Source organism: Falsiroseomonas stagni DSM 19981 (assembly GCF_900114315.1).
GTDB lineage: Bacteria > Pseudomonadota > Alphaproteobacteria > Acetobacterales > Acetobacteraceae > Falsiroseomonas > Falsiroseomonas stagni.
In genome coordinates this window covers 1-15,153 of sequence record NZ_FOSQ01000026.1, presented here as the reverse complement: position 1 = coordinate 15,153, position 15,153 = coordinate 1, and the positions used below count along the sequence as shown (strand labels likewise).

The following is a 15,153-nucleotide window of genomic DNA, read 5'->3' as shown; positions in this document are numbered from 1 at the left end:
ACGCCATGCCGGCCCGCATCGATGACCTGCTGGTCCTCAACGCCAACCTCAACAAGACCGATTTCGCGAAGTACCTGCGCGACCGCGAGGCGGTGCTGCCGACCGACTTCGGTGGGCTAGGCGATGGTGTGGCCAATGACCGCACCGCCATCCAGTCCTGCTTCGATCGCGCAGCGGCCGATGGGAAGTTCGCGGTGATCCCGCCCGGCACATGGAATGTCGGCAGCGGCGTCACGCTTGGGGGTGGCGCGCGCGGGCTGATCATGCGCGGCGTCATCCGCTACACCGGTGCGGCCAACGCCCCGGCCACCGTGCTGATGCTCGGCGATGGCGGCACCACGCGCAACGGCGAGAAGCTCTATGCCGGGCTGCAGGTGGTCCGGCAGACGCAATCCGACTGGGCCTCCGAGGCCGATATCGGCATCCTGGTGCGCAATATCGACGCCTCGGTGGTCGAGCTGCGCCTGGTCTCGGGCTTCACCATCGGCATGCGCACGCTGGGCGACGGCCGCGGCGTGGAGGACAGCACCTTCCACCTGCTGCGCATCCTGAACAACCGCTACGGCCTCGACATCCGCGCCGAGACGGCGACGGCGTGGAACACCTCCATCCGATACTACGGCGGCCACTTCGCCCTCGCCACCGGCATCAACCCGACCATCGACCGCTACGGCATCCGCTTCTCACGCGGGGCTGGCGGTTACAACAACCACAACCGCCACGTCTTTGACGGGCCGAACTTCGAACTGCGGCAGCTTGACCCGAACGTCGCCATCCCCTTCCTGAACGAAACGGACGGCACCGCCATCATCGGCCGCGCGCTACGCATGGAGGCCTGTTCGCCGATCGTGGCGCGACACACGGGCAGCGCCACAGACTGCGAATATGAGGTGGCCTGGGCGAACACCTATGCCGTGCGGATGGACTACACCTCGACCGCGGATCGGGCCGGCAATGCCGTCATCAACCGCCACCGCGCGCCGGCCTCGCGGCTGCTGCGGGTGCTGGAGGCGGTGCCGAACCTGCGCGCGGCAGCGTTTCGGCAGAGCGCCACCGAGATCGGCGTGGAGAAGCTGGCGACGCTGGCCACCTCGACCACCGCGGCGACCACGCTGGCGGGTCTGTGTTTCAACGGGCTGGACGGGATCGCGGCGACCGCCCGCGGGCTGCTGCTGGATGCCAACCGCGGCATGGCCTTCGTGGTGGACACCTCCTCGGCCAAGGAGTTCGCGCTGGCGCATTGGCTGGTCGGCGGCGTCGATGGCGGGCGGCTGTTCGTGCGGGTCTTCGATGGCGCCGCGAATGTGCGGGAGAACGTCGCCGGCGACGTGCTGGCGTCTGGAACCACCATGCAGTGGAACGCACCGGCGAAGGGGTGGAACGCCGGCGCGGTGATGGCGGATGCGTCGCTGAACCGGCGCCAGACGATCCGGGTCGGCGCCGGCGTGGCCTTCGCGCAGGTGGGGATCGTGGGCTTCGACGGGCAGATCGAGCTCGAGGCGCTGCGGCTGTTCGGGCTGCCGGAGGCGGCGCCGGCGGTGCTCTATGCCTGCCCATCGGTGCCGATCGGGACGCGCAGCCTGGCGCTGGAGACGACATGGGATCTGCCGAGCCTCACGGCCGGCTCGACGGCGAACATCGACGTGACCGTGCCGGGTGCGCGGCGTGGCGACTTTGCTGACGCGTCGCTCGACACCAGCAGCATCGCCTTTGTGCTCGACTGCCATGTGTGGTCGAACAACAGCTTGCGGGTCACGGCACGGAATGTCAGCGCGTCGACGGTGGACCTCGCTGCGGCGGCGCTGTCGGTTCAGGTTGTAAAGCGGCGGGTGCCATGAGGCAGGTCGAGCAACTACCGCGCAGATAGCGCCTCAATCCAGATGCGTCGTTCTCAGCCGGAGCGCATTCCCCACCACGCTCACTGAGGACAGCGCCATCGCCGCCGCCGCAATGATAGGCGACAGCAGAAGCCCAAACATCGGGTACAGCACACCGGCGGCGATCGGCACGCCGGCTGCGTTGTAGGCGAAGGCGAAGAACAGGTTCTGCCGGATGTTGCCCATCACCGCCTGGGACAGCCGCCGCGCCCTTACGATTCCCATCAGATCCCCGCCGAGCAGCGTGATCCCCGCGCTTTCGATCGCCACGGCCGTGCCGGTGCCCATGGCGATGCCGACCTCGGCAGCCGCCAGCGCCGGGGCGTCGTTCACGCCATCGCCCGCCATGGCCACGCGGCGCCCTTCGGCCTTCAGCTTTTCGATGATGCGCTGCTTGTCCTCGGGCAGGACCTCCGCCTCGACCTCGGTGATGCCAAGTCGCCGAGCTACGGCCTCGGCGGTCGTGCGGTTGTCGCCGGTCAGCATCACCACCCGTACCCCCTCCTTGGCGAGGCCCGCGAGAGCTGCCGCTGTCGTCTCCTTCACCGGGTCGGCCACCGCGACGATCCCGAAGGCGCGGCCAGCCACCGCCACGAAGAACACGGTGGCGCCATCGCCACGCAGACGCTCGGCTTCGGCCGATAGCGCGCCGACGTCCACCTTGGACTCATCCATCAGCCGGGCGTTGCCGACCGCGACCTGGCGTCCCTCGACCGTGCCGGTCACGCCACGACCAACGGGCGCGTCAAAGCCCTCGACCGCCGGCACAACGATGCCGCGCTTCTCGGCCGCCCGCACGACAGCTTCGGCGAGGGGATGCTGGCTTGGCCGTTCCAAGCCCGCGGCGAGGCGCAACACCTCTTCCTCGGCCACACCCGCCATCGGGATCACCGCCACGACATCCGGTCGCCCCTGGGTGAGCGTGCCCGTCTTGTCCACGACCAGCGTATCGATCCGCTCCATGCGCTCCAGCGCCTCGGCGTTCTTGATCAGCACGCCGGCCTGCGCGCCCCTGCCCACGCCCACCATGATGGACATCGGCGTCGCCAGCCCCAGCGCACAGGGGCAGGCGATGATCAGCACTGTCACGGCCGCGACCAGCGCAAAGGCCAGGCGCGGCTCCGGTCCCCATACCGCCCAGGCCGCGAAGGCCAGCAGAGCGACCGCCACCACCGCCGGTACGAACCAGCCGGCGACCTGATCGGCCAGGCGCTGGATCGGCGCGCGCGAGCGCTGCGCGCCCGCGACCATGCGCACGATCTGCGCCAGCACCGTGTCTTGGCCGACGCGATCGGCGCGCATGACGAAGCTGCCCTGGCCGTTCAGCGTGCCGCCCACGACCTGATCGCCCAACCCCTTTGTGACGGGCACCGCCTCACCGGTGACCAGGCTCTCATCCACGTTGGAAGCGCCCTCCAGCACCGCGCCGTCGAGCGGCACCTTGTCACCAGGACGGACGCGCAGCCGATCGCCGACCACGATGGCAGCCAGCGGCACCTCCTCATCCGACCCGTCCTCGCGCAGCCGCCGCGCCTGGGCCGGCGCGAGGTCGAGCAGGGCGCGGATAGCGCCGCCCGTCTGTTCGCGCGCCCGCAGCTCCAGAACCTGGCCGAGCAGCACCAGCACGACGATCACAGCAGCGGCCTCAAAGTATACGGCAACCGAGCCATCGGCCGCGCGGAAGGCGGCGGGAAAGATGTCAGGCGCCAGGGTCGCGACGACGCTGAACACCCAGGCGACCCCGGTGCCGAGCGCGATCAAGGTGAACATGTTGAGGCTGCGGTTCACCAGGCTCTGCCAGCCACGGACGAAGAACGGCCAGCCCGCCCAGAGCACCACAGGCGTTGCCAGCACCAGTTGGATCCAATTGCCGACGCGCGGCCCGCCGACGAGGTGCATCATCCCCGTCAGGTGACCGCCCATCTCCAGCACGAAGACAGGCAGCGTCAGGACCAGGCCGATCCAGAAGCGTCGGGTGAAGTCCACCAGCTCCGGGTTGGGTCCCGTCTCGGCCGAGGGGGTTTCCGGTTCGAGCGCCATACCGCAGATCGGGCAACTGCCCGGGCCCGGTTGCCGGATCTGCGGGTGCATCGGACAGGTGTAGATGGTGCCCGGCGCCACGGCCTCGGCGCGCAGAGCGGTACGCTCCTGCAGATATTTCCCTGGTTCAGCGATGAACTTGGTGCGGCAGCCCGCCGAGCAGAAATGGTAGGCGTGCCCGGCGTGTTCGGCGTGGTGCGCGGTCTTTGCCGGATCCACTGTCATGCCGCAGACGGGATCCTTCAAGGTTCCCGATGCCGCCGCAGCCCCTTCATGGTGAGGATCGTGCTTGCCGTGGGCGGTGTGTGGGCCGTGATGTTCCATGTCCGCTCAACTCCTCAGCGCGCGAAAGGTCGCGCGGTCGGCCGCACTGCCAGCATCGCCAGAGGCGGCAACAGCAGCCATTGGAGGAAAGGCGCGAGCCCGGTTCCCCATGGCGGTAGGCGCGGCATGGCAGCCGCATAGGTCCAGGATTGGCGCAGATCGACATTCAGCCACTCGCTGAACACCGTGTAGCCAAGGCCAGTCAGGGTCGCGACTATCGTGACGCCGCTCCAACCCTGGCTCGGCCAGTGCCAGGATCGGGTCAGCAGGATGGCCACCGCCAGAGCGGCGGCAGCGATCAACGCGTCCCCGCCCGTGCAATGAAGGACGGCGAAGGCGATCTCGGCCGGCGTTCCCTCCACCCACAGCGTGTAGAGGGGGAGCTGCGCGACTTCCCAGACCAGGTTCAAGGCAATCATGGCCGCGAGGTACCGCGCCGCGGGAGCCAGCAAGGCGGCCCACCCTCGCGGCGCATCGGTGATCACTTGGCTCCGGCGCCACGATCCGGACCAGCCTGCAGCCCGCCTCCGTCGCCATGCCCGTGGTGCATGAACAGGTGCATCAGCGGGCAGGCGAGGAGGATGAGATAGGGAAGCGCGCCGAACGCGTGCCCCCAATGCTCCCGCAGGACGTAGAAGGCCGCGATCAGCGCGAAGCCGATCACGGCGATTCCCGCACGTGTGCGCCACCAAACTGGCCCACTGCCCGGCATGAGGTGCTTGGCAAGCGAGCCGAGGTTGGTCTGGTCGACCATATCAGCGCGGCTGTGCCAGGAAGGCGCGGAGCGTAGCGATCTCGCTCTCCTGTGCGCGAATCACGGCCTCGGCCAGGCTGCGCATCCCCGGATCCCGACCATGCGCCAGCTGGACCCGGGCCATTGCGATCGCGCCCTCATGGTGCGGGATCATGGAGGCGGCGAAATCGCGGTCCGCATCGCCGGTGTAGGTGATGGCCATTTCGCGGTGCATCTTCTCGTTCGCGGCCATGAAGGCAGCGGTCGAGGGGGACTGCGCCGCGGTTCCAGGAGCTGTGGCGCCGGGGTGATGCGGGTCAGTCGCCGCCGGCGCCTGCGCAGCACCAGTCCCCGGCGCCTGCGCGCCAGGCATCATCCGCTGTTGCATCTGCTGCATGTGCTGCTGCATGCCGGGCATCTGGCCCATCATGCCGGGCTGCCCGGGCTGAGCCGGCTGCGGTTGCGGCGCGGTGCCCTGGGCGATGGCGAAGCCTGCCGCGGAGACGGTTGCGATGCCGGCAGCGAGGGCGAGTGAGCGAGCAAGGCGGGTCATGTGTTGGGTTCCTTTTGTTCGAGTTACCAAACACTGGCCCCCCGGCATGTCGCCAGCGTCACGCCGTCATGACAAAGCATGTCGGCGCGAGATCAGGCGGGGATGCGCTCGACCTGCCAACCACCATCGCGCAACGCCTGCTCCAGCCGCGCTGTGTCCACGGCCGACGTCACGGCCGCTTCCCGCGAGTCCAGCTTGATGTCGATCTCCGCCAGCGGGTCGGCCTGCCGAATCACCGCCGAAACTCCCTTCGCACAGCCGCCGCAGTTCATGTTCGCGATCCGAAAGCGAAGCATTACGCCCTCCTCATAGGTTCAGGTCTGGGCGTAGAGGTGGTGATTGTCCCTATGGGAGGGTCAAGGGGGCGCCGATGGTGCCATGTGCCCTCGGCAGCAGCGTGCATACACCCAACCCGCCTCCTGGCAGGTTACGTAGACGCAAAGTGCCGCCGTGTTGTTCAACTGCGCGTCGAGCAATGGTGAGGCCGAGCCCACTGCCACCTGTGCCGCGATTGCGCGACGTCTCGAGGCGCCGGAACGGCTCGAAAACCGCCTGCATCTCAGCCTCCGGAATTCCTGGGCCGTCATCCTCAATCCGCACCAGAAGCTCGCGCCCATTGTCTTCGAGAGCAACCCGTGCCCCGCCGCCGTACTTCACGGCATTGTCGATCAGGTTCGAGAAGGCCCGCTTCAGCGTCACCGGGCTGCAGACCAGCCTGGCCTGCGATGGCCCGGCATAGGTCACCGCCGCGCCGGCATCGGCGGCCGCGTGGCACAGGGTCTCGATCATCGCCACCAGATCGGCCGGCTTGCGCGGCTCGCTCTCCGTCTCGCCGCGCAGATAGGCCAGCGTCGAATCGATCATCGCCTCCATCTCGTCGAGGTCGGCATCGATGGCGCGTGCCGCCTCGGCATCCTCGACGAAGCCGGCGCGCAGCCGCAGCCGCGCTATGGGTGTGCGCAAATCGTGGCTGACAGCGGCCAGGGCCTGGGTGCGATCGGCGATCAGACGGTCGATGCGGCCCTGCATGCGGTTGAAGGCCTGGGCGGCGTGGCGCACCTCGCGTGGGCCTTGCTCGGGCACCGGCACCACGGGGCCGGGCCCACCAAAGCGATCGGCCGCATCGGACAGCGCGCGCAAGGGCCGCCCGATCAGCCGCACGACGAGCAGCCCGAGCAGCAGGATTCCCAACGCCATCGCCGTGGTGGACAGCAGCGTGGCGTGTTCCGGCGCCGGCGGGCGAAACAGCGCGGCGGAGAAGTTGAGCCAACTGCCATCCGGCAGTGGCAGGGCGCCGAGCAGCAGGTGCCGCGACGCCTCGCCATCGGCGACGCCATCCTCCCCATAGCCAAGGCGTAGGCCCGTGACGTCGAGTTCCGGCACCAACTCGCCGAGCCGGCTGCGCAGCGCGTCGATCCGGGCGCTGCTAGCTTGCCGCGGCTGCACGGTGGGCGCCTGCGTCCAGTGCATGTCGAGGCTGGCGGTGGAAAGCGCGTGTGCGGTGCGGTCACGCTCCTCGGTGGGCAATTCGGCCACGGCGCGCTTTGCCGCCACCAGGCGCTCCGCGAGCTGCGCCTCGCGCGTGCTCCCCAGGACCGCCTCGGTGCCGATCTGGTGCAGCCAAAGGCTGCCGAGATGGAAGGCCATCAGACCGACCAGCAGCACCAGGACGATCCGCCCGCCCAGGGTGTCCGGCAGCAGGCGGCGAAGCCATGTCATGTCGCGCGCTTCACCGTGGGCACCAGCATGTATCCCGCGCCCCGCACGGTCTTGATGATGGACGGGCTGTCGTCGGTCGGCTCCAGCTTGCGCCGAAGCCGGCTGACCATGACATCGACGGAGCGTTCGGTGCCGTTGAAAGCCATGCGGTTACGGGCGAGATCCAGGAGTTGGTCGCGGCTCAGCACGCGCTGCGCGTGTTCGCAGAAAGCCAGCAGCAGGTCGTACTCGCCGCCCGAGAGATCGACCGCCGTGCCATCCGGCGCGCTGAGCTCGCGCCGCCGCGTATCGAGGCTCCAATCCGCGAAGAGGATGCGCTCGCCCGCCTGGCCCGCCATCGGCTCGCCCGCCTCGCCACGCGAGCGCCGCAGCAACGCGCGCACGCGGGCCAGCAACTCGGCGCGCCCGAAGGGCTTCGGGATATAGTCGTCGGCACCCAGTTCGAGGCCGAGCACGCGGTCCGTCTCCTCGCCGCGCGCCGTCACCATGATGATCGGCACACCCGACTTGGCACGCAGCGCGCGGCAGAGATCGAGGCCGGAGGCGCCGGGCAGCATCACATCGAGCAGCACGAGATCAACGGATGCGCCGGCCAGCACTTCCCACATCTCGCGGCCGTCACGCGCGCCAGTGACACGGAAGCCGTTTTGGCGCAGGAACTTGGCGATCAGCGTGCGCATCTCGCCATCATCCTCGACGACGAGGATGTGGGCTTCCTGCGGCAGGCTGTCGGGCGCCATCACGTCAATGATGCCGGTGGCCGCCCGGCATCGGGCCACCGTGCTGCGGCGTGCCGTCGGCATAGCCCCGCAAGCGAGAATAGGCGGCAATCTGTTCCGCGTTCAGGAGCGCCGCCTGCGCCAGATGCGTGCGCAGATGCACATCCCGGATCTCGCCCTGCAGGACCGCGATGCGGGCCGTGCGTGCGGAAAGGTCGGCAGGCGTGATGCTGCGGTCGCTGAAGGCCCTGTCGAGCGCGCGCTCCTCCTCGATCACGCGGGCGCCGAGCGAACGCGCCGATTCCTGCATCTCCGCCATCAGGCGCTGCGTCGCCGCGAGCTGCGCGGGTGTGAGCTGCATGGCGCCTGCCAGTTCGATGACATGGGCCGGGCCGGGCCAGCCATTCAGCTCGGCGGCCAGCGCCAAGCCCATGCCGCGACCGGCCAGCAGATCGGCCTGCTGCTCGGCAGAGAGCGCGCGGATCGGGCGGTCCGTCATGCCGGCATAGGGCGAGGGTGTGTTGGCCCAGACCGGACCCGCGACGAGCAGGGCCAAGGCCGTCAATGTCCTGCGCATCGGGGTCTCCTCAATTCTGGTCCATTGGGGTGAAGCGTGCCTGCGCGGGACGTTGGCCGGGCAGTGTCAGCGTGACAACCGCGCGCATCCCGCGCGCGGCCGCGAAGTCGCCGGTGCCGACCAGCACATTGTCGCCGGCGGGCGCGAGTGCCACGGTGGCCTGGCGTCCGCCTGCCAGGATCACGGCCTGCGCCGTGGCTCCCGCAGCCGGGATCGGCCGGTCAGCGCCGTCGAATAGGAACAGCCGCAGCGTGTTCCCCGCCGCCACCAGCTCGGCGTGGTTGGTGCCGATATCCACCTTCTGGCCGCCATTCGGGCCACGCCGCGGCTCATGCGCGCGGGCGGCGAAGGGGACGCCAAAGGGGACGAGGGTCAGGCTGGCGAGCAGCAGGCGGCGCTGAGTCATGTCGTGGGTCCTCATGGATCAATAAGCCTCGGCCACTTTCAGCTCCTGCTGGACGACGCGCAGGCGTTCCAGGGCGGGGCGACCGAAGCGGTGGAACAGCAGCGGCGTCAGGAAGGTATCGAGCAGCGTCGCGGTGATCAGTCCGCCGAAGATGGTCACGGCAACGGGGTGCAGGATCTCCTTGCCCGGCTCGCTGGCGCCGATCATCAGGGGGATGAGCGCAAAGCCGGCCGAGAGCGCGGTCATCAGCACCGGCGTCAGGCGTTCGAGGCTGCCGCGGATCACCAGCGCCAGCCCCCAGCGCTCGCCTTCCAGCAAGGCGAGGTTCAGGTAGTGGCTGACCTTGAGGATGCCGTTGCGCGTCGCGATGCCGGCCAGCGTGATGAAGCCGATCATCGACGCGACGGAGAGCGGCTGCCCCGCGATCCACAGCGCCGCGATGGCGCCCACCAGCGCCAGCGGCACATTGCCCATGATGATCAGCGCCAGCACCGCGGATTTGTAGCGGCTGTAGAGCACCATGAAGATCAGCGCCAAGGACACGAGCGAGAGGCCCGCGATCAGCCGGGCCGCTTCCTCCTGCGCCTGGAAGGTGCCTTCCAGCGTGAAGAAATAGCCGGGCGGCAAGCTGGCTGCCTCCATCTCTGCCCGGATGCGTGCGACGATGGCGGCCATGTCGGTACCATCGGTATTGGCGAGCACGACGATGCGGCGGCGGCCGTTCTCCCGCAGGATCTGGTTCGGGCCATCGGTGTCGCGCAGCTCCGCCAGCAGGGACAGCGGCACGCGCCCGCCCGGCGTCTCGATCATGACTGCGGCAAGCCCGGCGCCGGTGCGGTCCGCATCGCCGAGGCGCAGCACCACGTCGAAGCGGCGCGCCCCGTCCACCACCTGGCTGACGACCTGGCCTCCCGAGAGGGCTTGCAGGGCCTCCGCCACCGAGGCGGCCGAGACGCCATACAGCGCGGCGCGTTCATGGTTCACCGCCACCTGAAGCTGCGGCACGCGCACCTGGCGCTCCACCTGCAGGTCGGTCAGGCCCGGGATGGCGGCCAGGCGCTGCTGCATCCCATCGGCCAGGGTGCGCAGCGTGTCGAGGTCGTCGCCGGTGATCTTGAGCGCGATCTCTGCGCGCACGCCGGAGAGCATGTGGTCCAGCCGGTGCCCGATCGGCTGGCCAACATTCGCGCTGCCAGGCAGCACACTGAGGCGCGCGCGGATATCGGCCGAGATCGCCTGCTTGCCGCGCTGGGATGCGTGGAGCGACACGTCGATCTCCGAGGAATGCACGCCCTCGGCATGTTCATCCAGCTCCGCGCGGCCGGTGCGTCGGCCCACGGTGCGGACCTCCGGCACCTGCATGATCAGCAACTCGGCCTCGCGGCCCAGCCGGTTGGCTTCGGCCAAGCTGATGCCGGGCTGGAATTGCAGGCTGATGGTCAGCGTGCCCTCGTTGAAGGGCGGCAGGAAGGAGCGCGGCAGGAAGGGCACGGTCGCCAGCGCACCCGCCACGCCCACACCCGCCAACAGATACACGAGTCGCGCGCGGGCGAAGGCCCAGAGCAGCGCGCGCTCATTCCAGCGCTTCAGCACGCGCACCAGCGCGCTGTCGCCATGCTCCATCCGCTTCATGCGCGGCAGCAGGTAGTAGCAGAGCACCGGCGTGACCGTGATGGAGACGATGAGGCTCGCCAGGATCGAGACGATGTAGGCGACGCCGAGCGGCGCGAACAAGCGGCCCTCGATGCCGGTCAGCGCGAAGAGCGGCACGAAGACCAGGATCACGATCATCGTCGCGTAGACGATACCGGAGCGAACCTCCTGGCTCGCTCGCGCAACCACGATGAGGGCAGGCTGCGGATCGGGCCGCGCCCGGTTCTCCCGCAGGCGCCGGAAGACGTTCTCCACATCCACGACCGCGTCATCGACCAGTTCGCCGATCGCGATGGCGAGGCCACCCAACGTCATGGTGTTGATCGAGAGGCCCAACAACTGGAACACGACGACCGTGATCAGCACGGAAAGCGGAATGGCGGTGAGCGAGATGAAGGTGGTGCGCCCGTTCAGCAGGAACAGGAACAGCACTACGGCCACCACCGCCACCGCCTCCAGCAGCACCTTCTCCACATTGCCGATCGAGGCCGCGATGAAATCGGCCTGGCGGAACTGCACGTTGTTGGCGGTCACGCCCGGCGGCATGGCGCGCTGCAACTCGGCCAGCGCCGCCTCGACCTGCCGCGTCAGTGCCACCGTGTCGGCTGCGGGCTGCTTCTGGATCGACAGGATGACGGCGGGCCGGCCCATGCTGCCGGCTTCGCCCCGCTTCAGCCGCGCCGCGTAATCCACGGTCGCGACCTGGCGAAGCGGGATCGGCTGGCCGGCCCGCACGGCCACGGGCGTATTGGCCAGATCGTCCAGCCGCGTGGTGCGGCCGATGTTGCGGATCAGGTATTCGCGCCCTGCCTGGTCCACATAGCCGCCGCCCGTGTTGCCGCCGAATTGCCGAAGTGCCGCGTGCACCTGCTCCGCCGTGATATCCAGCGCATGCATCCGCGCGACATCCGGCGTCACGCGATACTGCCGCACCTCTCCACCGATCGGGATCACCTGCGAGATGCCGGGAATGGTCAGCAGCCGTGGGCGCACCACCCAATCCGCCAGCTCCCGCAGCTCCATCGGGCTGGCGCGGCCATCCGTGGACATCGCCACCAGCATGATCTCGCCCATGATGGAGGAGATCGGCGCCATCTGCGGGGCGACATTCGCCGGCAGCTGTGCCCGCACCAGCGAGAGGCGCTCCGCCACCTGCTGGCGGTTCACCCAGATGTCGGTGCCCCAGTCGAATTCGACGAAGACGATCGACAGCCCGACACCGGAGACGGAGCGCACGCGCGTGACACCCGGCATGCCGTTCATCGCCGTCTCGATGGGGTAGGAGACGAGAAGCTCGATCTCCTCCGGCGCCAGGCCCTCGGCCTCGGTCATCAGGGTGATGACGGGCTTGTTGAGGTCCGGGAAGACATCCACCGGCAGGCGCTGAAGGGTGAAAGCGCCATAGACCACGAGGATCGCTGCCGCGACCAACACGAATATCCGGTTCCGCAGGCTGGCGGTGACGAGGATGTTGAACACGGCTAGCGGACCTGCGCGATCAGCCCGGCGCCGCTGGTCACCACCCGCGCCCCGCGTTCGAGCCCCGCGGTGACCAGCACACGCTGGCCGTCAAGCGGTTGGACCCGCACGGGCCGCGGCAGGAAGCGCTCGGCGCTCGGCATCTCATAGACCACCTGGCCGCCCTCGGGATTGCGCACCACCGCCTCGGCCGGCAGCACGATCCCGGCGGCACGACGCGGCGTCTCCACCAGCACGGTCACGGGTTGCCCCACGGCGAGGCCGGGTGCCGTGCCCTCAATGCGGAAATGGAGGGGGAGACCCTGCTGGCGGAGCGTCATGCCGCGGCCCACGAAGCCGAGCCGCAGCGTCTGGCCGCTGGCCGTCACGGCCGAAGCGCCCGAAGCCCCCACCACCGCGGCGGGGTCGAAGGCGATGGCCTCGACCCAGAGCCGCGCGGGATCGACGATGTCGAACAGCGGCTCCTGCGCCTGGATCACCTGCCCGGCGGCGACGCGCACCACGCTGATCAAGCCAGCGGAGGGGGCCACGATAGGCTCCCGCCCCGTCACCGCCGGCAGGTTTGCGGCGCGGCGCTGGCGCAGCCCTTCCAATTCGGCACGGGCGTCGCTGATCTCGCGCGCGGAGACGGTGCCGGTTAGCGCGGTGAGGCGGCGGACGCGTGCCTCGCCGATCACGATGAGGGCGTCGAGCTCGGCGATGTTGGCGCGCACGCCTACCCGATCCTGGGCCGCCATGATGGGCACGACGAAGCCGAGCACCTCACCGCGCGCGACGCGCTGGCCTAGCGCCGGGAAGCCGCCGTCCGGAGGCTCGATACGGCCGGCTTCGGAGGCCTGGACGCGGCCGGAGGCATTGGGGTCTGCGACGACCTGGCCGGTCAGGTGGACAACAATGGTGGCCTCGCCAGGCTCAGCCATGCCAGTGCGCAGGCCAAGCAGACGTTGCGAAGGCTTCGGCACAAAGATGCTGCCGTCGGGTTGCCGCCGCGGCGCATCCATCGGCTGCGCCCAGGCGATCATCGGCACGAGAAGCACTGCCAATAGGGCCACCACGGCCGGCGCGGCGGCCACACGCTCGGGCATCGGCGCGCCGGACGGCAAGGCATGAGGGCGCGTGGCGGTTGCCGGCGGTTCGACGACAACAAGCGGCGGGAGGGGCCGAGGCGCTGCTGCCCGTCCGATGGCGACACCGAGCAGGAGCAGGAACAGCCCCGCGGCCCAAAGGTAGGGCTCGCGCAATGCCATCGAGAGCAGCTCTGACGAAGCTGGTGCTGTGGTCAGAGCCCCTGCCGCAGCGGGGATCTCAAGCGTCGCGGGCAGCAAGTCCATGTCTTCGCCGGCGGTGATGGTGAAGACCAGGTTCCGCGGGCCCGGTCGTTCCAGGGCGGGGTTGGCGAGGACGTAGATTGCCTCGCCGGCGCGCGTTGCTGTTCCGAGGTCCTCGCCGTCGAGAGTGACCTGCACCGTGGCGCCATCGATGGGCTCCGACGTCGCATGGCGGTCGAGGTAGAGCCAGAGCCGGCGGTCAGGACCCAGAACCGCCACGATCTCGAACAGCTCGGAATGCGCTTCGGCGCGCGGTGCGGCAGCCGCCGGCGGCGCGGGTTCATCGCCATGGGAATGGCCTTCGTGGCTGAAGGCAGGGCGGACGCCGGGTGCTGCCAGCAGCGCGACAAGCAGCAGAATTCGAATCAGCACGCGCACGCCCCCTAAGTCCCAGCAACCACCGCCTCAATCTGGCGGCACAGGACGTCGTGGGCGTTGCCCGATTATGACAAAACATTGCAACGGAGGCGCCTAGCCGTGGGTGGGTGGTGACTCAGCTGGCGAGACGCGTCTCCAAGGCTCCAGCCTAGAGACCGTTCGTATCAGGTCGCACTCCCTCCGCCAGTTCCCGTACGAGCCATGCTCTCTGGCCGACCACGCCCCGCGCTGAGTGGTAGGTTTCCTGGGGTTTTTGGGGAAGGCCGGTTGACTGACCCGAGCCGGAGAAGGTGGAAACTCGCTCTCCGGAGGCCATTTCTCTCCGGACCTCCTCACTTGGGCGTTTTAGGTGTTTGGTCCCGGGATGAGGTGGTGCGGGTTGATGTTGAAGATGGACGGGTCCTTGGTCCAGGCGTCGCAGATGGCTTGGAATGGGGTTCGCCACTTCAGCGCCTTGAGGTGCGTGGCGAAGTTGTAGGCTTGGACGAAGGCAAGGACGTGGGCCTTGAGCGCGTCGAGGCTGGGATCGTGGAAGGCCTTGATCGTGGCGTCCTTGACCGTACGGTTCATCCGCTCCGCCTGGCCATTCGTCCAGGGGTGGTAGGGGTTGGTCAGGCGGTGCTCGATGCTGTTCTCGTCGCAGACGCGCTCGAAGATATGGCCCACCCAGCGCGCGGTTGCCCCGTCGCGGTACTTCGGCAGATCGGCGAAGGCCATGCCGTTATCGGTCAGCACGGTGTGGATCCGATAGGGGAAGGTCTCGACGACCTCGCGCAGGAAGGCGGCACCGTTCATCGTGGTGTTGGCGTTCAGGAAGGCGACGTGGGTGAGTTTGGACACTCGGTCGATGGCCAAGAACATGAAGAGCTTTCCCTCGGCGAGGCGTAGCTCACAGACGTCGATATGGACGTAGCCGATCGCAGTCTCGGCGAAGCGCTGGCGCTTCGAGGTCTTCTCCTCGTTATGCGGCAGGCGAGAGATGCCGTGCCGCACCAGGCAGCGATGTAGCGCGCTGCGGGACAGCGTTGGGATGGTTTCGCGGAGGCAGCCCAGGATGTCATCGAGCGGCAGCAGGGTACGCCGGCGGCACTCGACGACGATCGCCTCCTCCGCTTCGGTCAGGACGGAACTGCGCGGCTGGCGCGGGCCCATGGCGGCATCGGCCGTACCCGTCCGGCTCCGCCACTTGGCGACGGTCTTCGGGTTCAGCCCGTAGCGCGAGGCCAGGGCGCGGGTGCTCGCTTGCGACGCTTGGAACTCGGCTCGAACACGCGGCGTCGTTCTGGCTAAGCCATGAAGACCTGCTGCCACAGCGCATCCTCCCCCTCGCGGGTCAAAGATGCACCACTACTCCCGGGGACTGAACA

13 protein-coding genes are annotated in these 15,153 nt (G+C 68.8%); 1 reads left to right on the top strand and 12 read right to left on the bottom strand.

The genetic code is table 11. From position 1 onward, the window contains the following. Positions 1–5 precede the first annotated feature (5 nt). Positions 6–1,838, top strand: coding sequence for a hypothetical protein (locus BM041_RS28850; RefSeq protein WP_092963413.1), 1,833 nt, complete (start codon positions 6–8; stop codon positions 1,836–1,838). A gap of 33 nt (positions 1,839–1,871) precedes the next feature. Here the strand turns inward: BM041_RS28850 and BM041_RS28845 are convergent, their stop codons facing one another. The 12 genes from BM041_RS28845 to BM041_RS28790 form a co-directional block, all read right to left on the bottom strand. Then, complete coding sequence (locus BM041_RS28845) at positions 1,872–4,241, bottom strand: heavy metal translocating P-type ATPase (RefSeq protein WP_092963411.1); 2,370 nt, start codon at positions 4,239–4,241, stop codon at positions 1,872–1,874. Positions 4,242–4,255: 14 nt separating this feature from the next. Beyond that, entirely contained in the window at positions 4,256–4,660 is a 405-nt protein-coding gene (locus tag BM041_RS28840) for a hypothetical protein (protein ID WP_092963447.1), read from the bottom strand. A 62-nt stretch (positions 4,661–4,722) separates the two neighbouring features. Further along, positions 4,723–4,995 (bottom strand): DUF2933 domain-containing protein, encoded by a 273-nt coding sequence (locus BM041_RS28835; RefSeq protein WP_245762308.1) that lies wholly within the window; start codon positions 4,993–4,995, stop codon positions 4,723–4,725. A 1-nt stretch (position 4,996) separates the two neighbouring features. Further along, positions 4,997–5,527 (bottom strand): CopM family metallochaperone, encoded by a 531-nt coding sequence (gene copM / locus BM041_RS28830; RefSeq protein WP_245762307.1) that lies wholly within the window; start codon positions 5,525–5,527, stop codon positions 4,997–4,999. Positions 5,528–5,619: 92 nt separating this feature from the next. Next, complete coding sequence (locus BM041_RS28825) at positions 5,620–5,823, bottom strand: heavy-metal-associated domain-containing protein (RefSeq protein WP_092963409.1); 204 nt, start codon at positions 5,821–5,823, stop codon at positions 5,620–5,622. Positions 5,824–5,872: 49 nt separating this feature from the next. Next, positions 5,873–7,246 carry an ATP-binding protein gene (locus BM041_RS28820; protein WP_092963407.1) on the bottom strand — a complete coding sequence of 458 codons (1,374 nt, stop codon included), beginning with the start codon at positions 7,244–7,246 and terminating at the stop codon, positions 5,873–5,875. Continuing rightward, positions 7,243–7,986, bottom strand: a complete 744-nt coding sequence (locus tag BM041_RS28815; RefSeq protein WP_092963441.1) for a response regulator — start codon at positions 7,984–7,986, stop codon at positions 7,243–7,245. The genes BM041_RS28820 and BM041_RS28815 overlap by 4 nt, the downstream gene beginning before the upstream one ends. A gap of 4 nt (positions 7,987–7,990) precedes the next feature. Then, complete coding sequence (locus BM041_RS28810; RefSeq protein WP_092963405.1) at positions 7,991–8,542, bottom strand: hypothetical protein; 552 nt, start codon at positions 8,540–8,542, stop codon at positions 7,991–7,993. Positions 8,543–8,552: 10 nt separating this feature from the next. Beyond that, entirely contained in the window at positions 8,553–8,948 is a 396-nt protein-coding gene (locus BM041_RS28805) for a hypothetical protein (protein ID WP_092963403.1), read from the bottom strand. Between the two features lie 18 nt (positions 8,949–8,966). Then, a complete protein-coding gene (locus BM041_RS28800) occupies positions 8,967–12,080 on the bottom strand; it encodes an efflux RND transporter permease subunit (RefSeq protein WP_092963401.1) in 3,114 nt (1,037 codons plus the stop codon). Positions 12,081–12,082: 2 nt separating this feature from the next. Then, positions 12,083–13,786: an efflux RND transporter periplasmic adaptor subunit gene (locus tag BM041_RS28795; RefSeq protein WP_092963399.1), complete on the bottom strand. Its 1,704-nt coding sequence runs from the start codon at positions 13,784–13,786 to the stop codon at positions 12,083–12,085. A 345-nt stretch (positions 13,787–14,131) separates the two neighbouring features. Continuing rightward, entirely contained in the window at positions 14,132–15,097 is a 966-nt protein-coding gene (locus BM041_RS28790) for an IS481 family transposase (protein WP_092963397.1), read from the bottom strand. Positions 15,098–15,153 lie beyond the last annotated feature (56 nt).